The sequence below is a fragment of the Halorussus gelatinilyticus genome (assembly GCF_023238445.1).
GTDB classification, from domain to species: Archaea; Halobacteriota; Halobacteria; order Halobacteriales; family Haladaptataceae; genus Halorussus; species Halorussus gelatinilyticus.
The window spans coordinates 179,442-202,090 of record NZ_CP096658.1; the positions used below are offsets into that span (position 1 = coordinate 179,442).

The window sequence follows — 22,649 nt, forward strand, 5'->3', positions numbered from 1 at the left end:
CATGGCGACGCCAACCACGGACGACCCCGACGAGGAGTCGGCCGACGCGAGCGACGCGGACGCCACGAGCGACCCGCTCGCCGACGCCGACCTCCGGATTCCCGACGACGCTACCGACGAGGAGGCCGCCGCCATCGCCGCCGCAATCGGGGCGCACCTCCGCTCGCAGGAGGTCGCCGCGGCCGCCGCCGAGAGCGACGACGAGGCGACGTGGCACGGCAAACGCTGGTCGTTCGCGGGCCGCCTGCGCGGGTTGCAGGGTCGCGCGGGTCGCGTCCCCACGAGCGCGCCCACCGACGCGTGGGCCGCCTCGGGGCGGAGCGACAGGTTCTGAGTCACCCCCGGCCGTTCTACTCTCTTTTCCGCACTCGCAGTTCGACCGCGCCGGGGTCCAGCGTCAGCCCCATCGAGAGGTCCAGCTTCTCCGTCACGCGCTCGAACTCGACGCGGCGCGCCAGCGTCGCCAGTACGAGTTGGAGTTCGGTCATGGCGAAGCGCATCCCGATGCAGTGGCGCGGCCCGCCGCCGAACGGGAAGTAGGCGTACTCCGGGCGGCCGTCGTTCGAGACGTCTCCCGCCTCGCTGTCCCAGCGCTCCGGCCGGAACTCGTCGGGCGCGTCCCACCAGCGCTCGTCGCGCTGGATGCTGTAGGTGGCGAGTTGGAGCGTCGCGTCCGCCGGGACGCGGTAGCCGCCGAGGACCGTCGGTTCTCTCGCCTCGCGGTAGAGCGCGTAGACTGGCGGGTAGAGGCGCAGGGCCTCCTCGACGACCTGCTCGGTGTAGTCCAAGTTCGGCACGTCCGCGAAGGTCGGGTCCCGGTCGCCGAGGACCGAATCGAGTTCGGCGTCGAGTCGCTCGCGGACGTTCGGGTTGCCGGCGAGGAGCCAGCAAACGTACGTCAGCGCGGTCGCGGTCGTCTCGTGGCCCGCGAACAGGAAGGTGACGAGTTGGTCGCGCACCGCGTCGCGGTCCATCCCGGTCCCCTCTGCGTCGGCGGCCGCGACGAGTAAGGAGAGTAGGTCGTCGCGCTCCTCGTCCGTGGACGCTCGCGGTTCGTCACCGCTCGCGCCGTCCGTCGCGCTTCGCGCGACGCTACGCTCTGCCATCAGGCTCTCGACGAGCGCGTCCAAATCGGCCATCGCGCGCTCGTAGCGGCGTTTGGTCGGCGTGGGAACCCACTCGGGGAGGACCGAGAGCAGGCCGAACCGGTCCATTATCGCGGAGATGGAGTCGGTCGCCTCGCGGACGACCGCGCCGCGTTCGGCGTCGAAGTCGAGGTCGAACAGCGCCCGCGTGAGGATGCGCAGGGTCAGCGAGGCGAAGGCGTCGCCGACCTCGACTACCTCGCCGTCGGCCCAGTCGTCGCTCAGAGCGGCGGTGTGTTCGACCATCGCGTCGGCGTAGCTCCGGATTTTGTCCGGCGTGAACGCCGACTGGAGTGCGGTCCGCTGGCGTCGCCACCGCTCGCCCTCGGCGAAGGCGAGGCCCTCGGGCGCGACGAGGTCGCCGAAGGCCATCTCGAACTCGCCCTTCTCGAAGGCGTCGCTCTCGGAGACCAGCACGGTATCGACCACCTCGGGGTCGAAGACCGCGAGCATCTCCGTGCCGAACGCGCTGTAGGACACCAAGTCGCCGTGCGAGGCGACCCGGTCGGTGAAGGCCACGCCGTCGCGCGACGCCGCGACGGTCGAGCCGACGACCGGGAGACCCGAGCAGTGTGGCGGCGTCTCGGCGACGGTCGCGGTCCCGGCGGCGGTCGCGGTCTCGGCGTCGTCGTCGGTCGCTTCCGCGCTTTCCGCGGCGTAGTCGCGTTCGCTCATGTCAGAAACGAGGGCGTCCGGTCACCTCCCGATTGCCGCGAAGCTATTGGTGTTTTTATGTAGGGCGGTCGTTCGTCCGGCCGTGAAATCGCTCGACGTGACGATTCGACTGCCGCCGGAGATGCAGTTGTCGGTGCCCGAGCGCGTCGCGCCCGGCGACGCCTTCGAGCGCGAGGAGTTGCTGTCGTGGCATACTCACGAGGACGAGGGCGTCGAATACTTCCTCTCGCTGGTGGCCGGCGACATCGAATCGCTTCGGGCGGCGCTGGCCGCCGTCGAGGAGGTTCGGTGGTTCGACCTCGCGCCCGTGGACGACGACGCCTTCTACGCCTACGTGGCGATGGACCTCCGGCCCGAGGACGAGGCGTGGCGCTCGGCGATGGACGGTCGCCGGGTCGTCGTCGTCCCGCCAATCGTGTTCGGGCCGGACGGTGCCGTCGCGCTGACGGTGCTGGGCGACCCCGAGGAACTCCGGCAGGTCGTCGCCGACTTCCCGGAACAGGTCGAGGTCGAGGTCGAGCGCGTGAGCGACCACCGCCGCCTCGCAGGGTCGCTGGCGGGCCGCCTGACGATGCGCCAGTTCGAGGCCATCGGTACCGCCCGCGAACTGGGCTACTACGAGGTGCCCCGAGAGGCCGACCTCGCGGCGGTGGCCGACGAACTCGACTGCACGCAGAGTACGGCGTCCGCGCTCCTCCGGAAGGCCGAGCGCGCGCTCGTCGATGCGGCGCTCGTGCGCTGAGGACCGGCGGCGCTACGCCCCGTCCGGCCGGTATCGCCCGGTCAGGAACCCCGGCAGGACGACGCCCACCGCGACGAGGACGAGGTAGGCCGCCCAGTCGGGAGCGCCCTCGACGGAGGCGACGGCGAAGCCGAGTGGCAGGGCGGCGACGATGCAGACGAGGATAATCTCGTTCTCGCGGGAGACCATACGCGCTCTCCGCGCTCCCGACGGAAAGTAGTTGGCCACGCTCGGTGTTCCCCGGACGCGCTCGGTGACGCAGATTACCGGCGAACGCGAACGAGCGGGGCTTTCGCTGACTCCTCGCTTCCGGTGTCGAAAACGGTCGTGCTATCGTAAATTCGGTCGTCGAGAGAGACGGTCGTCCGGCGAATCCCTCTCGAAACCGTCGCTCGACTGCAAACGCTTATGCTCTGTGAAGTGATACCATCTACCAGATAGATGTACGACCGGATACTCGTGCCGACCGATGGTTCGACCGGGACCGAGCGCGCGGTCGAACACGCCGCCGAACTGGCGGCCGCACACGACGCGGAACTTCACGCGGTCTACGTCGTCAACTCGGCGACGTTCGCGGGCCTCCACATGGAGACCTCGTGGGAGGGCGTGGACGAGGTGTTGCGCGAGGAGGGCGAGACCGCGCTGGAGCGCGTCGAGGACATCGCGGCCGAGTACGGCGTGGCGTGTTCGTCGCAACTCCTCGACGGGTCGCCGAGCAAGCGCATCGTGGAGTACGCCGAGCGCGAGGACTGCGACCTCGTGGTGATGGGCACCCACGGCCGGGGCGGTATCGACCGACTCCTGCTCGGGAGCGTGGCGGAGGGCGTCGTCCGGGCCTGTTCCGTACCGGTGTTGACGGTACAGGTCGGCGACGACGGCGAGAAGTCCACCGAGTCGGAGGCCGAGGGCGCGAACGTCGAGAAGTCAGTGCCGTAGAAGACGGCTACGAGTCAGTGACTGGCGATTCCTCCTGTGCCGCGACCGTAGACAGCACCGCGAATCGCACTGATGCCGACAAGTAGGAGTTACCGCACAGTACCGCGAACCACGCCGCTCCGTACGGCACTGCACCTCCTCCCCAACCGTCTGCGCTACTCGGCCTCCGCTTCGCTCCGGCCTGCGTTGCTCGGCCCTCGTCAGACCGGCCGGAGGTGTTCGCAGTCGCCCGCGTGGACCCGGACGCGCTCGTCGTCGTCCGTTTCGACCACGAGCGCGCCGGGGACCGCCACGTCCACCGCCTCGCCGACGACTTCCCCCGTCGCGGTTTCGACGCGGACGCGCTGGCCGAGCGTCGCCGACCGGTCGCGCCACGCCTCGACTGCCGCCTCGGGGTCGGCCCGGAGGTCGTCGAATCGTTCGAGGAGGCGCTGGACGAAGGCGCGGCGGTCAACGTCGCCGACCTCCTCGCGGACGCTGGTCGCGTCCTCGGGGAGCGAGTCGGCCGGGACGTTGGCGTTCACCCCGACGCCGACCACGACCCACGAGACCCGGCCGGCCTCGCCCTCCATCTCGGTCAGGATGCCCGCGAGTTTCTTGCCGCCGCGAGCGGTTTCGGCGTTCGCGTCGGTCACCAGCACGTCGTTCGGCCACTTGATTTCTGCGGGCACGCCGGCCTCGCGGGCCGCGTCGGTCGTCGCCACCGCGGCCGCGAGCGTGAGCGCCGGGGCGTGGGCGGGCGGCAGGTCGGGCCGGAGGACCGCACTCAGCCAGACGCCGCCCGCGGGGGCCGACCACTCGCGGTCGAGGCGGCCCCTGCTTCCGGTCTGCTCGTCGGCCAGCACCACCGCGTCGTCGGCTCCCTCCCCGGCGAGTTCCCGAGCGCGGTCGTTCGTACTCCCGATGGCGTCGTGGTACTCGACGGAGAAGGGCGCGTCCAGTCCGAACTCGACGGCGGGACCGCCGTACTCGGGCACGCCGTCGAGGCGGTAGCCGTCGTCGCCGCTCTCGATTTCGAAGCCCGCGTCCCGGAGCGCCTCGACGTGCTTCCAGACCGCGTTGCGCGAGATAGCGAGGCGGTCGGCGAGTTCGGGACCGCGAATCGGCCCGTCCGCGACGGCGTCGAGGACGGCCCGGCGGGTGTCGTTCATGCGCGGGGATAGGCCCGACCCCGACAAGAAAGGTGCGTTTCCGCGGACGACACCGGGTATGGCGCGTCGGGTCGCGGTCGGATTGGATTGAATTGGGTCGCGGTCGCTACTCCAGTCCGGCGACGCCGAGACACTGCCGGATGAAACTGCTCTGGGCCAGAAACGTTTCGGTGTCCAGCGCCACCGCGACGCCCTGTCGCTCGTCGGCGACGAAGTGCATCTCGATGGCGTCGTCGAACAGCCACACCGTGCAGTTCAGCGCACCGTGCCTGCGGATGTCTTCCCGAATCGCCTGCTCGTAGGAGTCGGCCCAGAGGTCCGCGACGATGTCGTCGATCTCCCCGCCCTCGTAGTCGTCCATGTCCTCGCGGACGAAGACGACCTCGTACTCGTTGCGGTCGTAGTAGATGACGCTCCGCAGGCCGTCGCCGACCTGTTCGTGGAGGAAGTCCGCGAGTCGATACGGGTAGACCTGCGACACGCATGAGGGTTTGCTCCCGGTGAGCAAGTGGGTTGTGGCAGGGACGGGGACGGAGAAGAAGTCGGAGACTACTCGATGACGACCAGCACGTCGCCCATGTCCACGCTGTCGCCCTCGCCGACGGCGACCTCCGTGACGGTGCCGCCGCGGTCGGCGACCACGTCGTTCTCCATCTTCATCGCTTCCAGTACGCAGACCACGTCGCCCGCGGCCACTTCGTCGCCCTCGGCGACGTTCACGTCGAGGATGGTGCCCTGCATCTCGGCGGTGACGCTCTCGCCCTCGGCGTCGACCGCGCCGCCGGCGTCGCTCCCGCCGTCGTCGCCGCCCGCAGGCTGGGGCTTCTGGCCGCCCTCACTCCCGCTGCCGGCGGTCGGAATCGCGGCTGCACCGCGCTCCTCCAAGTCGACCTCGAAGCGCTTGCCGTTGACCTCGACGGTGAACTGGCGCTCGACGACCTCCTCGTCGTCGCCCGCGCTCGATTCGGTCGCGCCGCCCCACTTCTCCTGGGCCTCCTCGATGCGCTCTTTGTCGAGGTGGTGGTCGAGGTACTTCGTGGTGTGGGTGCCCGAGACGAACGCGTCGTCCTGCAACATCAGCCGGTGGAACGGGATGATGGTCGGGATGCCCTCGATGTCGTACTCGGCGAGCGCGCGCTGGGAGCGGACGATGCACTCCTCGCGGTCGCTCCCGTGGACGATGAGTTTGGCGACCATCGAGTCGTAGTCGGTGACCAACTCGTCGCCCTGTCGGAGCGCGTCGTCGAGTCGGACGCCGATGCCGCCCGGCGGGTCGTAGGTTTCGAGTTCGCCGCCGGTCGCGGGCGCGAAGTCGTCCGCGGCGTTCTCGGCGTTGATGCGGAACTCCATCGCGTGGCCTTCGAGTTCGACCTCGTCCTGCGAGAAGCCGAGTTCCTCGTCCTGAGCGACCCGAATCTGCCACTTCACGATGTCGATGTCGGTCAGTTCCTCGGTGACGGTGTGTTCGACCTGAATCCGGGTGTTGACTTCGAGGAAGTAGAAGTTCGCGTCGGTGCCGAGGAGTTCGCCGTCCTCGCGATCCGGGTCGTCCTCCACGAGGAACTCGAAGGTGCCGGCGTTGTAGTAGCCGGCGGCGTCCGCGCCGCGGCGGGCGGCTTCGCCGATCTGCTCGCGGAGTTCGTCGGTGAGCGCCGGCGAGGGACCCTCCTCGATGACCTTCTGGTGGCGGCGCTGGAGCGAACAGTCGCGCTCGCCGAGGTGCCGGACGTTGCCGTGGTGGTCGGCGATAATCTGGACCTCGATGTGGCGCGGATTCTCGAGGTAGCGTTCGAGGTAGACGTTGTCGTTGTCGAAGTACGCCTCACCCTCGCGCTCGGCGGATTCGAGTTGGTCTTCGGCTTCCTCGGGACTCCGGACGACCTTCATCCCGCGGCCGCCGCCGCCGCCCTCGGCCTTGATGGCGACCGGGTAGCCGTGTTCGTCGCCGAACTCCGTCACTTCCGCGGGGTCCTCGACGGGGTCGGTCGTGCCGGGGACGATGGGCACGTCGGCCTCGCGCATCGTCTTGCGGGCCTTGGTCTTCTCGCCGAGTTGCTCCATCGCGTCGCTGGCCGGGCCGATCCACTTCACGCCCTCGGTGTCTTCGACCTTGCCCGCGAACTCGGCGTTCTCCGCGAGGAAGCCGTAGCCGGGGTGGATGGCGTCGGCGTCGGCCTTCTTCGCGGCGTCGATGACGGCCTCGTGATCGAGGTACGAGTCGGCCGCTCGCGCCGGGCCGACGTTGTACGCCTCGTCGGCGTACCGGACGTGCCCGGAGTCCTTGTCCGCCTCGCTGTAGACGGCGACCGTCTCGATGCCCAACTCCTCGCAGGCCCGCATCACGCGGACCGCGATCTCTCCGCGGTTCGCGACGAGTACCTTGTCGAACATTCTTGGCGGCAAATATTCGGGTGGGATACCTCATTCTGTCGGTTCCTTCCGGCAAGAGCGGGCGGCTCGTCCACGCTGGCGAGCGGTTGGGTTGACGAGTCTCGGCCCTCACTCGCCGACGATTCGTCGCATCACACTCGCCTCGGCCTTCCGCAGGAGGTTCGAGGCGGTGCTCTCCGCGCAGTCGAGTTCGTCGGCCACGTCGGCCAGCGACGCCTCACGGGGGACTTCGTAGTAGCCGAGCCGCGCCGCCACGGACGCCGCCTCGAACTGCCGGTCGGTCAGGCCGCCCGCGACGGTGCCGTGCCTGCGGTCGTAGTCGCCGACCTCCTCGACGTCCGCGGCGATACGCTCGGGCAACTCGTCGAGCAGGCTCCGCAGGTCCTCTGGCGCACCGATGAGCGTGAACCGCATGTGGCCCTCGCCGGTGTACTCGATGGGCGGCACGACGAGCAACTGCCGCCGGGCGAACACCGACCGGAAGTCGGTGTCGGTCTCGCGGGTCTCCTGATGGACGTAGGCGTAGAACGAGCGCGAGTCGATGGGGACCAGCGTGTACTCGGGAATCGAGTCCACCTCAGCGATGGCCGTCCGGTAGGGGTCGAGGTCGCCCTCGACGTAGAACAGCAGGTACTCGACGCTCGCCTCGCGGAGGATGTTCCACGCCAGCAACTCCTCGCGGGCCACCGCCGGGGAGTCGGCGATGAAGTTCTGCATCGGGTGGCGCGTCTCCCGCGGTTGCCGGAGAGTGAGCGTGAGGTACTTCACGGACGAACTTCCCCCGGCGCATAAAAAAGAGCTAGTGACTTCGACGGAATTCCTATCGACGGCCCGGCCCAACCATCTGGTATGACCCACTCGGATTCGTCGGAGACGGACGCGTCCGCGGCGGAGTCCATCGCGGACGCGACCGCCCGCGACCCCGACGGGAACCCCACCCTCCGCGACCCGCCGAAACTCGACGCGCCGCCGCTGGTCGGCAACACCCTCCAGTTCGCCCGCGACCCGTTCGGGTTCTACGACCGCCTCGCCGCGCGCGACGAGGCGGTCCGGTACGAGGTCGCCAGACAGGAGTTCTGCACGGTCTTCGAACCGGCGTACGTCCAGCGGATTCTGGTCGAGGACGACGAGAAGTTCGTGAAGGCCGAGATGTTCCAAGAGGCCGCGGCGGGATTCGCCGAGCAGGGCCTGCTCCTGACCGAGGGCGAGGTCTGGCGCGACCAGCGCGTCCGCATCCAACCCGCGTTCACGCCCGAGAAGATTCGGAGCTACACCGACGCGATGGTCCGGTACGCCGAGCAGTCGGGCGACCGACTCGCCGACGGCGAGGTGGTGAACGTCGAGGACGCGATGTCGGAGTTGACGCTCAAGATTCTGGCCAAGTCGCTGTTCGACGTGGACGTGGCGGGCCGCCGCGAGGTGGTCCGGGAGGCCGCCGCCGCGCTGAACGCTCGGGGCGACGCCGGCGGCGCGTCGGCGTTCCTCCCCGACTGGGTGCCGACGCCGAAGAACCGCCGGTTCGAGCGCGCGATGGCCGACTTCGAGGCGATGGTGGACGACCTCATCGCGGAGCGCAGAGCCGGCGGCGCGGACGGCGACGACTCGCCCGACGACCTGCTCTCCATCCTGTTGACCGCCGAGGGACCGGACGGGACGACGATGGACGACGCGGTGGTCCGCGACCAGATGGTGACGTTCCTGTTCGCGGGCCACGAGACCACCGCGCTCGCGCTGACCTACGCGTGGCACCTGCTCGGACGCAACCCCGACGCGCTCGAACGACTGCGCGCGGAACTCGACGCCGAGTTGGGCGACCGGCGCGCGACGATGGCCGACCTGCCCGCGCTCGACTACACCGAGCGGGTCGTCGAGGAGGCCCTGCGCCTCTTCCCGCCGGCGTACGTCCTCTTCCGGGAACCGACTGAGGACGTGCAGTTGGGTCCCTACCGTGTCCGGGAGGGAACCGCGATGACGATTCCTATCTTCGAGATTCACCGCGACGAGCGGTTCTACGACGCGCCCGACGAGTTCCGACCCGAGCGCTGGACCGAGGCGTTCGAGGCCGACCTGCCGGAGTACGCCTACCTCCCGTTCGGCGGCGGCCCGCGCCACTGCATCGGGATGCGCTTCGCCATGACCGAACTCCAACTCGTGCTGGCGACGCTGGTCCGCGAGGTCGTCTTCGACCCGACCTACGACGGCGACCCCGGACCTCTCGATGGCGGCGACGATGCGCCCTGACCAGCCGATGACGATGCGCGTCCGGAGACGAGATTGACCCGCGGTAACACGCCTCGCCAAGGTTTACGTTCCGCCCCGCTGACGCTTCGACCGTGACGCGACCGACTCCACCCCGAACTGGCCCGAATCACGGACCGGCGACCGGTCTCGCCGGGTGGAGTCCCGACCCCCGCTGACGCGGCGTTGGGGTGAAACCCGGCGGTTTCGACTCCTCTCGACTCGATTTTCGACTATCAGCGACAGCAACTCACAGGATACGACCGATGCACGACCGCGTGACACGAAGCCGACGAACCGCCACCGAATCGACCGCCGACGCGGGGGCCGAGCGATGAGCGACGAGGAGGGCGAGCGCGACGCCGAGGACGCTACCGCCGCAGAGCGCGACCGCGACGCCGACTTGGACCCCGAACGCTACTACGACGAGTTCGGCGAGGGCGAGTGGGAGCGCCTCGACCGCGACCCCGTGACCCGGATGGAGTTCGAGAACACGACCGACTATCTGGCCGAATACCTGCCCGAGGCGGAGGCGCGCGCCGCCGAGGCGGCGCGCGACGACGCGGCAGACGCCGACCCCGTCCGCGTCCTCGACGCGGGCGGCGCGGCGGGCCGATACGCCTGCTGGCTCGCGGAACGCGGCTACGACGTGACGCTCGTGGACCTCTCGGCCGCGCAGGTCGAGTTGGCCCGCGAGAAGGCCGCCGAGCGGGGCGTCGCCGAGCGCGTCACCGCCGAACGGGGCGACGTGCGCGACCTCCGGTTCGCGGACGATGCCTTCGACGCGGTGTGCTGTCTCGGCGGTCCCCTGAGCCACGTCGTGGACGACGACGAGCGCGCGACCGCGATGGCCGAACTCCGGCGCGTCGCCGTCCCCGGAGCCCCTGTCTTCGTCTCGGTCATCGGCCGATTCGCCATGCTCCGTGACATCCTGAAGTTCACGCTCGACGACTCCCACGGCCTGCTCGCGCCCGTCGCCGCCGACGGCGACTACACCGCCGAGCGCGTCGCTCAACTCGCCGACGGCGAGGGCTGGGCCGAGTGCCACGGTTTCCGCGCCGACGAGTTCGAGCGCGAACTGGAGGCCGCCGGGTTCGTGGTCGAGAAACTGGTCGGTCTGGAGAACGTCGCCGCGCGGATGAAACGCGAGTTGGCCGACGCCGACGACGAGGCCGTCGAATCCGTGCGCGAGGTGGTGCGGATGCTCCGCGAGGACCGGACCGCCGCGGACTGCTCGGAACACATGCTGGCGGTCTGTCGGGTCGAATAGTCTCTCGTTTTTCGCTCGTCGGTGGCTTTCGTTTCGAGGGTTTCCGTCTCCTCGGTGTGGGATAGTCGGAACACGACGAGAACAGCGACACAGGAAGTCGGAAAGAACGTTTAGAAAGCCCCCACCCGACGGTGGTCTGTCGCACCGAGTGCCCGCGGCTGGAGTCGCGGGCGCGTTGATAGGAAAATATGAATGTTTACAAAGAAAACGAAAATCTGCCTTAGAAACAGATAGAGATGTCTCGCCGGCGCGCGCTCAGTTCGTGGATACGATGTCGATGACGTCCCGACTGTCGAGTTGCGTATTCGCGCCGACCTGCCGGTTGCTCCGGCAGTCGATGCCGTGGAGGAATCCCTCGCCGAGGTCCGAGTGGATGTGGTGGGCGAAGTCCTCGGCGGTCGCGCCCTCCGGCAGGAGGAAGCAGTCGGGTAGGACCTCCCCGTTCTCGTTGCCCAGTCCGTTCGCGCCGCCGGGGAAGACCGGCACGAGGCCCAGTTCGTCGAACAGCGCCCCTTCGAGCGCGCGCTGGACGCCGGTGCCGTCGAACTCCGTGACGAACTCCTCGATGGCTTCCAGCCCTTCGCGCTGGTCGCCCGACACGTCGCCGACGATTTCGAAGTCGCCGTCGCCGGGGCGGTACTCGACCGCGCCCTGTTCGTCGGCCTGCTTCAGGGCTTTCTCGGCGTGCGCGGAGACCGGCACGACCGTCAGATGCTCGTAGGCGGGGTCGCTGGTAATCTCCTCGAAGTTCGCTCGGGCCTCGGGCGTGTCCATCTTGTTCGCGGCGACGACCATCGGCTTGGTCGTCTTGCGAATCTCGCGGGCCAGTTCCTCGCGGTCGGTCTCGTCCCACTCGGCGGGGTCCAGCGACAGGCCGAGCGAGAGGATTTCCCGCTTTATCTCGTCTTTGTTCGTCCGGAACGCGCTCATCTGCTCGGCCAACTCGACCTCGATGTCGTCCTCGTTACCGTCGTAGCCGCTCTCGTAGCGGTCGATGCCCTTCTCCAGCACTTCGAGGTACCACATGTCGAGTTCGTTTTCGAGGAAGTCGATGTCCTCGCGGGGGTCGTGGCCCTCCGTCGGTTCGCCCTCGATGTCCGTCTTCCCGGAGAAGTCCACGACGTGGACCAGCACGTCGGCCTCGTTCAGGTCGGTCAGGAACTGGTTACCCAGTCCCGCACCCTCGTGGGCACCGGGAATCAGGCCCGCGACGTCCACTAGTTTCGTCGGGACGAACCGGGTCCCGTCGTCGCAGTAGCCGACGTTCGGCGTACACTCCTCGTCGAACTCCGGCGCGGCGCACTCGACGCGGACGTACGCCTCGCCCACCGCGGGGTCGATGGTCGTGAAGGGGTAGGCCCCTTCCGGCACGTCGTTCATCGTCGCGGCGTTGAAGAACGTGGACTTGCCGACCGAGGGCTTGCCCACGAGACCGATTTTGTAACTCATTGAGTCGGTGTGGCGGTTCTGCGGATATAAGGCCTGCTAATGGCGGTATCGACCGCTACGGATTCTCACGGTACCCCGTGGCACGCGCACGTCCGGCCCCGTCCGTCTCGGTTCGAATCCGGTTCTCACGTCCGACCGGTTTTTTGTCGGCGGGCGTCGTATCGCTGTGCGATGATTCTGCAACCGCCACCGACGCCGGAGCGGAGTCGATGGACCTGAGCGGTCGCGTCGCCGAAACCGTCGAGTCGTCAGCGGGACACGCCTCGTTTCTCGGTCAGTGGGCGCTCTACCGCGCAATCGAGGATTTGGACCCGCCGCGCGACGAGACGCTCTGGGTCTTCGGCGCGCAGGGCGGCGCGGCGTTCGCGGACAACGCCAAGTACCTCTTCCTCCACGTCGCGGCCGAACGCCCCGATATTCGACCGGTCTGGCTCTCGAAGGACCCCGAAGTCGTCCGCGAACTCCAGCGAGCGGGCTTCGAGGCGTACCGCTGTTACTCGCCGCGGGGGCTCCTGCTGACGCTCCGGGCGGGCGTCGTCTTCCTGACGCAGGGCCACCGAGACCTCGCCATGCCAGCGACGGCGGGCGCGTTCGCCGTCCTGCTCTGGCACGGGGTGCCGCTCAAGCGCATCTCGTGGGACGCCGGGTTCCGCGAGTTACCGAAACCGCTCCGGCGCGCCCACGCCGACATGGCCGACGAGTTCGACCTGCTGACGGTGCCCGGCGAGGGCGTCGCCGACCAGTTCGCCTCTGGCCTCCGCATCGACCGCGAGCGAATGGCGCTGACGGGCTACCCCCGAAACGACGCGCTCTTCGGCGCGATTCCCGGCGAGACGGTCGGGATGGACGGCGCGGCGCTCGACCGAATACGGGACCTCGCCGACGGGCAAAAGCTGGTCTTCTATCTGCCGACGTTCCGGGAGTGGACCGACGAGTCGGTCGCCGACCGCCTCGACCTCCCGGCGCTCGATTCGTTTCTCGCCGAGCGCGACGCGACGCTCGTCGCGAAGACCCACCCGCGCGACAGCCTCGACCTGCCCGACGGTCTCTCGCACGTCGTCGCCCTCCCGGAAGCGACCGACGTCTACCCCTTCCTCCGGTACGCCGACGCGCTCGTCACCGACTACTCGTCGGTCTACTTCGACTACCTCCTGCTCGACCGGCCGGTGGTCTTCTACGCCTACGACCGCGACGAGTACCGCGCCCGCCGGGGGTTCTACTTCGACTACGAGTCGGTCGCGCCCGGCCCGGTCGCCGACTCGTTCGAGGACTTGCTCGCGGGTCTCGACGGTGCGCTCGACCCGACCGCGGACTCGTACGCGAACGCTCGCGCGGCGGTCCGCGCGCAACTCCTCGGGGGCGACCCGGCCGTTCCGGAATCGACGGACGCGAGCGGGGTCGGCGAGTCGCGGGTCGTCGCCGACTGCGCGCCCGCCGCTCCGCGCTCGGCCGCGGTCGTCTCCGCCGTCCGTCGGCGACTCGCCGCGTCAGCGACGGACGAAGAAAAACCGCGGGAGAGCGCCCGGATACGTAATCTATAGCGGACTCTATCGATTCGGTTGCGGTCGCCAGCAATATTTATACCCGATGAGAAAGCTTCAAGTTCGCCTCGGCGAAACCCCCGGCTAAGGGTGGCAGTAACGCCTCCGCGGACAACGAGGCGCTCGAACTCAATATGGTACAAACGAGCGGAACGACAGGGCAGGACGCGCCGAATCGGGCCGACGTATCGCTCATCGCCCACCGCGGGTTCGCGGGGGTCTACCCCGAGAACACGGTCGCCGCGGTCGAACAGGCGGCGTCGGGCGTCGCCGTGGGCGCGAGTCCGGAGATGGTCGAAATCGACGTGATGCCGACCGCGGACGGCGAAATCGTCACGTTCCACGACTCGGACCTCGGCCGGGTGACGGACGCACCGGCCGACCTCGCCGACCGGAAAGTCTGGGAGACGCCGTACGAGACGCTCGCCGAGTTAGACGTCCTCGGGACCGGCGAGCGGGTCCCCACGCTCGAGGAGATTCTCGACGCCCTCCCCGCCGACGTGGGCGTCAACGTCGAGTTCAAGAATCCGGGGTCGGCCGACGTGCGCCCCCGCGAGAACCTCCCGCCGGAGGCCCGCGACGAACAGCGCGAACTCTGGCAGGAGTTCGCCGAGGACGTTCTCGACGCGCTCTCGGCGACCGACCACGAGGTGCTGGTCTCGTCGTTCGCGGAGGGCGCGCTCGCGGCGGTCCGCGAGGCCGACCCGTCGGTCCCCGTCGCGGCGGTGTTCGCCGACTCCATCGCCGACGGGATGGAGATCGCCCGCCGGTACGACTGCGAGGCGGTCCATCCGCCGTGGAACGCCATCGCCGACACCACGCTGTTCAACGCCGAGTACGGGACGCTCGGACCGTTCGAGGACATCGACGTCGTGGAACTCGCCCACGAGGAGGGCCGCGAGGTCAACGCGTGGACCGTCGAACGCTGGTACGAGGCCGACCGACTCCGACGGGCGGGCGTGGACGGCGTCATCGCCGACTACCCCGGCGTCCTCCAGTTCGGCGGCGCGGCCGACTGACGCCGCCCGCGCCGAACTACCTGACACCGCACCGAGACGCGGCCGGCAAGGTTAAGAACGTCTGCGTTGGCTACTGGTCCGGTGAATTATCTGTGAAGGGGGTAATCTTAGCGGCCGGTATCGGGTCTCGACTCCGACCGCTCACGCTTCAGAAGCCGAAGTCTTGCATCGAAGTGGACGGGACGCCGATTCTCGCGCACCAACTCCGGGCCTACGCCGACGCCGGCGTGACAGACGTGACCGTCGTCGCGGGCTATCTGGCCGACGACGTGCGGGCGCTCTGCGAGGCGGTCGGCGAGGCCCGGCCGGAACTCGACGTGACCGTCCGCGAGAGCGAGGTGTTCGCCAACACCGACAACATGTATTCGCTGTATCTGACCCGCGAGGACGTCGCGGGCGAGCCGTTCGTCCTGACCAACGGCGACGTGGTGTTCGAACCGGAACTGCTCGAAGACCTGCTGGACGCGCCGGCCGGGAGCGCCGTCGCCACCGACGCCGAGACCTTCTCCGAGGAGGCGATGAAGGTGACGGTCGGCGACGACCGCGTGACCCACATCGCCAAGGACGTAGCCGAGGACGTCGCCTACGGCGTCTCGACCGACGCGTATCGCTTCTCGGCGGACTTCTCCGAGATGCTGTTCGAGGAACTGACCCGGACCATCGAGCGCGAGGGCGACTACGGCGACTGGACCGAGGCCGCCATCGACCGCCTCGTCGGTGACCGCGACCACGACGTCGGCGTCGCGGACGTGTCCGGGCGTCGCTGGGTCGAAATCGACGACTTCGAGGACCTCCGGACCGCCGACCGGCGGTTCGCCTCGCTGTCGTCCCTCGGCGAGAAGGAGGCGATTTTCTTCGACCTGGACGGGACCGTCTATCTGGACGACGACCTCGTGGAGGGGGCCGACGAACTCGTCGCGTCGCTCCGCGAGGCGGGCGTGGACGTCTACTTCCTGACGAACAACTCCTCGAAGTGGAAGGACGACTACGCCGACCGCCTCTCGAACCTCGGGATTCCGGCCGTTCCCGAGGACGTGCTCCTCTCGACGGACGGGGTTCTCCAGCACCTCCGGCGCACCGACCCGGACGGGGTGTTCGTCCTCGGCACCGAGACGATGGCCGACGCGCTGGCCGACCACGGCGTCGATGTCGTGACCGACCCCGAACCGGGCGAGGACGCGCCCGACACCGTCGTCGTCGGCTTCGACACCGAACTCACCTACGAGAAGGCCCGGAAGGCGACCCTCGCAATCCGGGACGGCGCGACGTTCCTGCTGGCCCACCCCGACACGGTCTGCCCGACCGCGGAGGGATTCGTGCCGGACTGCGGTGCCATCGGCGCGATGATAGAGACCGCGACCGACCGGTCCCCGGCCCGCGTCTTCGGCAAGCCCAACGCCGAGATGGTCGCGCCCATTCTCGACGCCGAAGGGTACGCGCCCGAGGCGGTCGCCGTGGTCGGCGACCGACTGGAGACCGACGTGCGACTCGCCGAGAACGTCGGCTGCGAGTCGGTCTGCGTGCTGTCGGGCGACGCGACCCGCGAGGAGGTCGAGGCGAGCGACCGGTCGCCGACGATGGTCGCGCCCTCGGTCGCCGCGCTCCGCGAGTTCGTCGCGCCGACCCCGGAACGCGAGTCCGGCGAGCGCGTTTCCTCCGGAGACGAACCGGTCGCGTCGCCGGACGGCGGGGAGGAACCGACCGGTGAGTGAGGGCGAGCGGCGCGACGACGCCGACCCGCGCACCGTCCGCCGCGGGTACGTCACCCAGACCCACACCGGCGCAGTGCCGTGGGACGACGCGCTCCGCGCGGCGTCACGAATCGGGTTCGACTTCGCGGAACTGTACCTCGACGGCGCGACCGAGCGCACCCGAATCGACCCGAACGCGGTCGGGTCGCTGGCGGCCGAGGCGGACCTCGACCTGCTGGTCCACCTCCCGTTCGTAGACCTCGAAATCGGGTCGCCCCGCGACCCCGTTCGCGAGGGGTCGCTCTCCGAACAGCGCGCCTGCATCGAAGTTGCCAGCGAGATGGGTGCCGAGAAGGCGGTCCTCCACGCCGGAACCAGCGCCCGGCCGCCCGAGTGGGAACTGGACGAAATCGCGCCCCACCTGCTGGACTCCGTCCGAGTTCTGGACCGGTTCGCGGCCGACCGCGACGTGGAAATCTGCGTCGAGAACCTGCCGGGCGTCCCGTTCACGGTCCACCACCTCGACCGCGTGTTCGCCGAGACCGAGGCCAGCGCGACCTTCGACACGGGCCACGCCCGCGTTGACGGACTGGACGCCGAGGAGATGGCCGACTTTCTGGACGCTCACGGCGACCGAGTCTCGCACGTTCACGTCAACGACGCCCGCGAGGACGCCGACGAACACGTCCCCACGGGGTCGGGGACCACCGACTTCGAGACCGCGCTGGCACCCCTGCGCGAGGGCTGGACGGGCACGGTCTCGGTCGAGGTCTACACCTTCGACTTCGACTATCTGGAACTCAGCGCCGAGAAGTTGGACGAGTTCCTCTGAGTCTCCGGTTTTATCCCCGCCGGTCGCGTAGCCGCTTCCATGCGAGCAGTTCGCTACCACGAGCAGGGCGGCCCGGACGTACTGACGGTCGAAGACGTCGAGCGACCCGACCCCGGCGATGGCGAGGTTCGCGTCGAGGTCCGAGCGGCGGGCGTCAACCCGGTGGACACCTACTTCCGGGAGGGGAGCTACGACCCGCCGGAACTCCCGATGATTCCGGGGTCGGACTTCGCGGGCGTCGTGGACGCGGTGGGCGACGGGGTGACCGACTTCGCGGAGGGCGACCGCGTGTTCGGCACCGGACTCGGCAACGACCGGCAGGGGACCTACGCCGAGTTCGCCGTCGCGCCGACCGACCGCGTGGCCCGACTGCCCGACGGCGCGGACTTCGCCGCGGGCGCGGCGGTCGCGCTGGTCGGCGTGACCGCGTGGCGCGCGCTGGTGGACCACGCCGGACTCGACCCGGCCGAGACCTGCCTGATTCACGGCGGGTCGGGCGGCGTCGGCCACGTCGCGGTCCAACTCGCCGATTCGATGGGCGCACGGGTCGTCACGACCGCCTCCGAGGAGTACCACGCGCAACTCGAAGAACTGGGCGCGGACGCCCCGGTCGAGTACGACCGCGAGGACCTCGCCGACGTCGTTGTCGAGGCGGCGGGCCGCCCGGACGTAATCTTGGACCACCGCCTCGACCAGTACCTCGACTTCGACGCCGAGGTCGGCACGCAAGGGGTCCGGGTCGTCGGCATCGGCAACACGGAGCCAGCGGCCGGATTCGAGAACGTCGCGGCGGCCCGCGGCAAGGAGATGGAACTCCGTCTGATGAGCATGTTCAATACGCCCGACATGGCCGCCGTCCTGCGAAAGCTGGCGCGACTCCTCGAAGCCGGGGACCTCGAACCGCGGGTCTCGAAGACCTACGACCTCGACCACGCCGCCGACGCCCAGAAGGCGGTCCTGCGCAACAGTTTCCTCGGCAAACTAGTGATAGAGCCGTGACTTCGCGAGAATCGGTCTCGCGGGGAACCGTCCGCCCGACTCGAATCCTCAACGCTTTTGTCGGACGACCGAAATCGGCCGGGCATGAGTCCCCGACGGTGCCCCGACTGCGACCTCCCCCTCGAAGAAGTCCAGTACGACACGAACGCGGGCCGAAACAAGATTCGGCTCAACTACCGCGACGGCGGTATCCTGAGCAAACTCGGCGTGACGAGCAACACCTACGCGTACGCCTACGTCTGCCCGGAGTGCGGACTGGTCCGGTTCTACGCCGAGTAGTCGGGCCGCCGCCCGCCTGCGCCGACATCTCGTGCCGACCTCCTGCGCCGACATCTCGCGCTGACTTGCCCGCGCCGGACAGTCGCTCGGTTGAACGTCGTCCGACATGTTTTTCGTGTGACCCTGTGAACCACCGCGTATGAGTGTAGACGCGCACTGTCCGGACTGCGACGTCGCACTGGAGGAAGCCGACCTCTTCACCGGACAGGGAGAGTTCCGAGTCCGGACCGAGGCCGAGAGCGACGACGTACTGGCCGCCGTCGGCGTGACGAAGGCGTTGGACGTGACGCCGCGTCGGTGCCCCGACTGCGGACTGGTGCGCCTGTACGCCGCGGAGTGAACTGTCGGGGGAGCGCCCGTCCGACGCTCCTCAGAGGATTTTGGCGTCGTCGATGACGATTCTGTACACTCGCCCGACGTCGAAGGTGTCGTCGTAGCCGTTCCCGGTGTGGCCCTCGACGCGGTATCGGCCGTTACCGAGAGCGGAGACGACGTCGTTGTTCGTCTCCGCGCCGCGCCACTGCTCCGGATGCCCGACGCCGCGGACCGGTCCGTCGGCGACGAAGTGGTAGTCGAAACCGATGTGTTCGGCTGCCCACACCTGAAACCGGTGGTTGTACGCGCCGTCGGTCGCCGCTCGATTCACGCCGTCCGCCGCGCCTCGACCCTCGTCCGGCTCCGTCGCCCCGCTCGTCGTCCCGGTGAGGAGGGGAACTGCCAGCGCCCCCTGCCCGAATCGTTTGAGAACCGTTCGCCGTTCCGTGGTGTCTTCGGCATCCCTAGTCATGTGTTAACACACGTCGTTAGAGAAGGGCTGCCGAAAGTATTAACACCCGCTATCGTCCAAGTCGGCACTTCGCTTATATACGACGCCGAACTCGGAACCGGCGTCACGAAACCACGTCGTTACTCTCGGGTGGAGAACACGACCGCTCTTCGAGTTAGCGGGTGGATACTCTCGCCGGACCGGTTCCCGCTTCCGGTATCGCTCGTTGTTTCACGGCCAATGACAGATTGTCCGATTCGAACGGCGATAGGGTTCAAGACAGTCGAGGCGTAGCGTCGTCCGGTTGCCGAACCGCCTTCCGTCCCGATTTCCGGACGACTGCGCCTACCGATTCCGATACTACTAACTCTCGCACGCGGGAAGTATCGAGCGAGTCCAGAATGAGATTACACGAGTATCAGGCGAAGCGGGTCTTCGCCGACGCAGGGATTCCGACGCCGGACGCGACGCTGGCGTCGTCGGTAGACGAGGTAGTCGAGGCGGCCGAGGACATCGGCTACCCCGTCGCCGTGAAGGCACAGGTACACGTCGGGGGCCGCGGGAAGGCCGGCGGCATCAAGCTCGCCGAGAGCCGCGAGGAGGCCGAGCAGGTCGCCGACGAGATTCTCGGGATGGACCTCAAGGGCTACCACGTCGAGCGCGTGCTGGTCGAAGAGGCCGTGGACTTCGTGAACGAACTCTACGTCGGCGTGACGATGGACCGCGGCGAGGGCAAGCCCGTGGCGATGGTCTCTACCAAGGGCGGCGTCAACATCGAGGAGGTCGCCGAGGAGGACCCCGACGCCATCGCTCGTGAACACGTGGACCCGGCGTTCGGGATGCACCCCTATCAGGCCCGGAAGGTCGTCTACGACGCGGGCGTCCCCCGCGAACTCGCTAACGACGTGGCGAGCGTCCTCCAGACGATGTACCAGCTCTGGGACGACCGCGACGCCAGCGAGGTCGAGATCAACCCGCTGATGGTCACGGCGGACGACGAAATCGTCGCGGCCGACGCCGTGATGAACATCGACGACGACGCCCTGTTCCGCCAGCAGGAACTCGCCGACATGGAAGAGGAGACCTTCGAGGACGACCTCGAACGCAAGGCCGGCGAGTACGGCTTCGACTACGTTCGACTCTCGGGTAACGTCGGCATCATCGGCAACGGTGCCGGACTCGTGATGACGACGCTCGACCTCGTGGACTACTACGGCGGCGAACCCGCCAACTTCCTCGACATCGGGGGCGGCGCGAAGGCCGAGCGCGTGGCCAACGCCCTCGACATGGTGTTCTCCGACGAGAACGTCGATGCCGTGGTCTTCAACATCTTCGGCGGCATCACCCGCGGTGACGAGGTGGCCAAGGGCATCAACGACGCGCTCGAACAGTTCGACGAGATTCCCAAGCCCGTGGTCGTCCGCCTCGCCGGTACCAACGCCGCAGAGGGCCGCGAGATTCTGAACGACGACCTCGTCACGGTCGAGGAGACCCTCGAAGACGCGGTTCAACGCACGGTCGAATACTCCGAGGAGGAAGCACAATGAGCGTTCTAGTCGATTCCGACACCAGAGTCGTCGTACAGGGCATCACCGGCGGGGAAGGCAAGTTCCACGCCGAGCAGATGATGGACTACGGCACCAACGTCGTGGCCGGCGCGGTGCCGGGCAAGGGCGGCCAAGAGGTCGACGGCGTGCCCGTCTACGACACCGTCCACGAGGCGGCCCGCGAGGAGGACGCCGACGCCTCGGTCGTCTTCGTCCCGCCCGCGTTCGCGGGCGACGCCGTCTTCGAGGCGCTCGACGCGCCGCTCGACCTCGTGGTCGCAATCACGGAGGGCATCCCCACGCAGGATATGGCGAAGGTCAACAAGCGCCTCTCCGAGGTCGATACCCGACTCATCGGTCCGAACTGTCCGGGCATCATCACCCCCGGCGAGTCGAAGCTGGGTATCCTGCCGGGCAACATCTTCGAGTCGGGCGACGTCGGTCTCGTCTCCCGGTCGGGCACCCTCACCTATCAGGTCGTCTCGAACTTAACCGACCGCGGCATCGGCCAGACCACCGCCATCGGCATCGGCGGCGACCCCATCATCGGCACGGACTTCATCGACGCGCTCGAACTGTTCGAGAACGACCCCGACACGAAGGCGGTCGTCATGTGCGGCGAAATCGGCGGCGAGGACGAGGAGGAGGCCGCTCAGTTCATCGCCGAGAACATGGACACGCCGGTCGCGGGCTTCATCGCGGGCCGGACCGCACCGCCGGGCAAGCGCATGGGCCACGCCGGAGCCATCGTCTCCGGTAGCGGCACCGGCACCGCCCAGAGCAAGATCGACGCGCTGAACGACGCCGGCGTCCCGGTTGGCGACACGCCGAACGAAGTCGCGGACCACATCGAAGACTTCCTGTAGCGCAGTCTCCTTCCCGTTCGAGCCGTCTCTTTTCGTCTCCCGAGTCTCCGAAATCCGCCGGGGGCACAGCACTTACCCGTCCTACGCTCCAATATAACGTGTGAAGACACCCAACCCCCTGCGGTCGGCCGCGGACGAGCGAGACGACGTGACTATCGCTCACCGAGAGTACGACGACGGGAACGTCGTCGTCGTCGATTTCGGACCCGGCGTCGAGGTGTCGGTGGACTTCCTCGGCGATTTGGCCATCGTCGTTGCCGGAAACCGTCAGTTCGAGTTCGAGATGCCCGCGGGAGCGACCGAAGTGACGACCAACGGCGGACTCCTCCTCATCAGAGAGTAGCGTCGCTCGCGGTCGAGCGAGACTCGTCAGGTCGACCCCGCCGTCGAATCCGACCGCTCTGACTCGCCGAGCGACCCCGACTTTTCCGACGCCGGCGGTGAACCCGATACCTCCGACCCCGGCGGCGAATCCGGCCGGTCGGCCGGGTTCGCCGCCGATTCGGCCTTCTTCGTCCACTTCTCTTCGACCGAACTGTTGCCGAGTACCACCGTGTCGCCGCCTTCGACTTCGAGGCGGGTCTTCCGGAGGTCGATCTGCCTGACGACGCCGGTCACGTCGCCGACGACCACCGTGTCGCCCGGATTGAAGTCCGCGTCGCGCAGGAGGTACACCCCGGCAACCGTGTCGGCTATCATGTCCGAGAGGGCGTAGCTGACGCCCAGCGCGACGAACCCCGCGGCAGTCCCGAGACTCGCCGCGATTTCGCCCATCCCCAGAATCTTCAGGAGCGTGAGCGCGGCCCCGAACCACAGGAAGACGCCCACGACGGCCGTGAACAGGTCCGCGACGAGTCGCTCGGAGTAGAGTCGCCCGAGCGCCGACCCGACGACGCGCAGCGCGACCCGAATCCCCGCGTAGGCCACCACGAGAAAGAGGACGGCCGTCAGGAATCGCGGAATCGCGTCCACGAGTCCGGCCCGGAGTTCCGCGAGCGTTTCGGTGGCGACCCCGGCTAACTGACCGGTCTGGGACACTCTCATGCCGCTTACCATTTGGGCCAGAGACAAGAAGCCTCGGACAGTCCTACCGGAACGGGAAAGGTCCAATA

Annotated in this window: 22 protein-coding genes and 2 pseudogenes; 15 read left to right on the forward strand and 9 right to left on the reverse strand. The window is 68.3% G+C overall.

Annotated elements, in window-relative coordinates; all coding sequences use genetic code 11:
• Nucleotide 1: 1 nt before the first annotated feature.
• The gene (locus tag M0R88_RS00875; protein ID WP_248655081.1) at nucleotides 2-334 is read left to right on the forward strand and encodes a DUF8022 family protein; all 333 of its coding nucleotides are present in this window, start codon (nucleotides 2-4) and stop codon (nucleotides 332-334) included.
• A 16-nt stretch (nucleotides 335-350) separates the two neighbouring features.
• Here the strand turns inward: M0R88_RS00875 and M0R88_RS00880 are convergent, their stop codons facing one another.
• Nucleotides 351-1,820 carry a cytochrome P450 gene (locus M0R88_RS00880; RefSeq protein ID WP_248655082.1) on the reverse strand — a complete coding sequence of 490 codons (1,470 nt, stop codon included), beginning with the start codon at nucleotides 1,818-1,820 and terminating at the stop codon, nucleotides 351-353.
• 82 nt (nucleotides 1,821-1,902) lie between these two features.
• Between M0R88_RS00880 and M0R88_RS00885 the strand changes: the two genes are divergently transcribed.
• Nucleotides 1,903-2,562, forward strand: a complete 660-nt coding sequence (locus M0R88_RS00885) for a helix-turn-helix domain-containing protein (RefSeq protein ID WP_248655083.1) — start codon at nucleotides 1,903-1,905, stop codon at nucleotides 2,560-2,562.
• A 12-nt stretch (nucleotides 2,563-2,574) separates the two neighbouring features.
• Here the strand turns inward: M0R88_RS00885 and M0R88_RS00890 are convergent, their stop codons facing one another.
• Nucleotides 2,575-2,751 carry a DUF7987 family protein gene (locus tag M0R88_RS00890; protein ID WP_248655084.1) on the reverse strand — a complete coding sequence of 59 codons (177 nt, stop codon included), beginning with the start codon at nucleotides 2,749-2,751 and terminating at the stop codon, nucleotides 2,575-2,577.
• A 252-nt stretch (nucleotides 2,752-3,003) separates the two neighbouring features.
• Here M0R88_RS00890 and M0R88_RS00895 point away from each other — a divergent pair, with 252 nt between their 5' ends.
• On the forward strand, nucleotides 3,004-3,498 hold the full coding sequence (locus tag M0R88_RS00895; protein ID WP_248655085.1) for a universal stress protein: 495 nt from the start codon (nucleotides 3,004-3,006) through the stop codon (nucleotides 3,496-3,498).
• 200 nt (nucleotides 3,499-3,698) lie between these two features.
• On the opposite strand, the gene M0R88_RS00900 is transcribed toward M0R88_RS00895, so the two are convergent.
• The 4 genes from M0R88_RS00900 to M0R88_RS00915 all read right to left on the reverse strand — a co-directional run bounded on the left by M0R88_RS00900 (nucleotide 3,699) and on the right by M0R88_RS00915 (nucleotide 7,808).
• On the reverse strand, nucleotides 3,699-4,649 hold the full coding sequence (locus tag M0R88_RS00900; protein WP_248655086.1) for a biotin--[acetyl-CoA-carboxylase] ligase: 951 nt from the start codon (nucleotides 4,647-4,649) through the stop codon (nucleotides 3,699-3,701).
• A gap of 106 nt (nucleotides 4,650-4,755) precedes the next feature.
• Complete coding sequence (locus tag M0R88_RS00905; RefSeq protein WP_248655087.1) at nucleotides 4,756-5,130, reverse strand: DUF7522 family protein; 375 nt, start codon at nucleotides 5,128-5,130, stop codon at nucleotides 4,756-4,758.
• Nucleotides 5,131-5,198: 68 nt separating this feature from the next.
• Nucleotides 5,199-7,040, reverse strand: a complete 1,842-nt coding sequence (locus M0R88_RS00910; protein WP_248655088.1) for an acetyl-CoA carboxylase biotin carboxylase subunit — start codon at nucleotides 7,038-7,040, stop codon at nucleotides 5,199-5,201.
• Between the two features lie 108 nt (nucleotides 7,041-7,148).
• Nucleotides 7,149-7,808 carry a helix-turn-helix domain-containing protein gene (locus M0R88_RS00915; protein WP_248655089.1) on the reverse strand — a complete coding sequence of 220 codons (660 nt, stop codon included), beginning with the start codon at nucleotides 7,806-7,808 and terminating at the stop codon, nucleotides 7,149-7,151.
• 81 nt (nucleotides 7,809-7,889) lie between these two features.
• On the opposite strand from M0R88_RS00915, the gene M0R88_RS00920 reads away from it, so the two are divergent.
• Both M0R88_RS00920 and M0R88_RS00925 read left to right on the forward strand, forming a co-directional pair.
• Nucleotides 7,890-9,281: a cytochrome P450 gene (locus tag M0R88_RS00920; RefSeq protein WP_248655090.1), complete on the forward strand. Its 1,392-nt coding sequence runs from the start codon at nucleotides 7,890-7,892 to the stop codon at nucleotides 9,279-9,281.
• A 331-nt stretch (nucleotides 9,282-9,612) separates the two neighbouring features.
• Nucleotides 9,613-10,548, forward strand: coding sequence for a class I SAM-dependent methyltransferase (locus M0R88_RS00925; RefSeq protein WP_248655091.1), 936 nt, complete (start codon nucleotides 9,613-9,615; stop codon nucleotides 10,546-10,548).
• A gap of 255 nt (nucleotides 10,549-10,803) precedes the next feature.
• On the opposite strand, the gene M0R88_RS00930 is transcribed toward M0R88_RS00925, so the two are convergent.
• Nucleotides 10,804-11,997 carry a redox-regulated ATPase YchF gene (locus M0R88_RS00930; protein WP_248655092.1) on the reverse strand — a complete coding sequence of 398 codons (1,194 nt, stop codon included), beginning with the start codon at nucleotides 11,995-11,997 and terminating at the stop codon, nucleotides 10,804-10,806.
• 209 nt (nucleotides 11,998-12,206) lie between these two features.
• Here M0R88_RS00930 and M0R88_RS00935 point away from each other — a divergent pair, with 209 nt between their 5' ends.
• The 7 genes from M0R88_RS00935 (at nucleotide 12,207) to M0R88_RS00965 (ending at nucleotide 18,698) form a co-directional block, all read left to right on the forward strand.
• Complete coding sequence (locus tag M0R88_RS00935; RefSeq protein ID WP_248655093.1) at nucleotides 12,207-13,538, forward strand: CDP-glycerol glycerophosphotransferase family protein; 1,332 nt, start codon at nucleotides 12,207-12,209, stop codon at nucleotides 13,536-13,538.
• A 134-nt stretch (nucleotides 13,539-13,672) separates the two neighbouring features.
• Nucleotides 13,673-14,557 carry a glycerophosphodiester phosphodiesterase gene (locus tag M0R88_RS00940; RefSeq protein WP_248655094.1) on the forward strand — a complete coding sequence of 295 codons (885 nt, stop codon included), beginning with the start codon at nucleotides 13,673-13,675 and terminating at the stop codon, nucleotides 14,555-14,557.
• 92 nt (nucleotides 14,558-14,649) lie between these two features.
• Nucleotides 14,650-16,269, forward strand: a complete 1,620-nt coding sequence (locus tag M0R88_RS00945) for an HAD-IIA family hydrolase (protein ID WP_248655095.1) — start codon at nucleotides 14,650-14,652, stop codon at nucleotides 16,267-16,269.
• The gene (locus M0R88_RS00950; protein WP_248655096.1) at nucleotides 16,262-17,080 is read left to right on the forward strand and encodes a sugar phosphate isomerase/epimerase family protein; all 819 of its coding nucleotides are present in this window, start codon (nucleotides 16,262-16,264) and stop codon (nucleotides 17,078-17,080) included. The genes M0R88_RS00945 and M0R88_RS00950 overlap by 8 nt, the downstream gene beginning before the upstream one ends.
• 39 nt (nucleotides 17,081-17,119) lie before the next feature.
• Nucleotides 17,120-18,079, forward strand: coding sequence for an NADPH:quinone reductase (locus tag M0R88_RS00955; protein WP_248655097.1), 960 nt, complete (start codon nucleotides 17,120-17,122; stop codon nucleotides 18,077-18,079).
• 84 nt (nucleotides 18,080-18,163) lie between these two features.
• A complete protein-coding gene (locus M0R88_RS00960) occupies nucleotides 18,164-18,358 on the forward strand; it encodes a hypothetical protein (protein WP_248655098.1) in 195 nt (64 codons plus the stop codon).
• Between the two features lie 139 nt (nucleotides 18,359-18,497).
• Nucleotides 18,498-18,698, forward strand: a complete 201-nt coding sequence (locus M0R88_RS00965; protein ID WP_248655099.1) for a hypothetical protein — start codon at nucleotides 18,498-18,500, stop codon at nucleotides 18,696-18,698.
• A 30-nt stretch (nucleotides 18,699-18,728) separates the two neighbouring features.
• On the opposite strand, the gene M0R88_RS00970 is transcribed toward M0R88_RS00965, so the two are convergent.
• Nucleotides 18,729-19,145, reverse strand: a complete 417-nt coding sequence (locus M0R88_RS00970) for a hypothetical protein (RefSeq protein WP_248655100.1) — start codon at nucleotides 19,143-19,145, stop codon at nucleotides 18,729-18,731.
• 311 nt (nucleotides 19,146-19,456) lie between these two features.
• On the opposite strand from M0R88_RS00970, the pseudogene sucC reads away from it, so the two are divergent.
• The 3 genes and pseudogenes from sucC to M0R88_RS00985 all read left to right on the forward strand — a co-directional run.
• A pseudogene (gene sucC, locus M0R88_RS00975) lies at nucleotides 19,457-20,671 on the forward strand (ADP-forming succinate--CoA ligase subunit beta); the annotation flags it as partial.
• Nucleotides 20,668-21,537, forward strand: a complete 870-nt coding sequence (gene sucD, locus M0R88_RS00980; protein WP_248655102.1) for a succinate--CoA ligase subunit alpha — start codon at nucleotides 20,668-20,670, stop codon at nucleotides 21,535-21,537. The pseudogene sucC and the gene sucD, both read left to right, overlap by 4 nt.
• A 100-nt stretch (nucleotides 21,538-21,637) precedes the next feature.
• A complete protein-coding gene (locus tag M0R88_RS00985) occupies nucleotides 21,638-21,880 on the forward strand; it encodes a DUF7127 family protein (protein ID WP_248655103.1) in 243 nt (80 codons plus the stop codon).
• Nucleotides 21,881-22,005: 125 nt separating this feature from the next.
• On the opposite strand, the pseudogene M0R88_RS00990 reads toward M0R88_RS00985, so the two are convergent.
• Nucleotides 22,006-22,581: pseudogene (locus M0R88_RS00990) on the reverse strand (mechanosensitive ion channel domain-containing protein); the annotation flags it as partial.
• Nucleotides 22,582-22,649 lie beyond the last annotated feature (68 nt).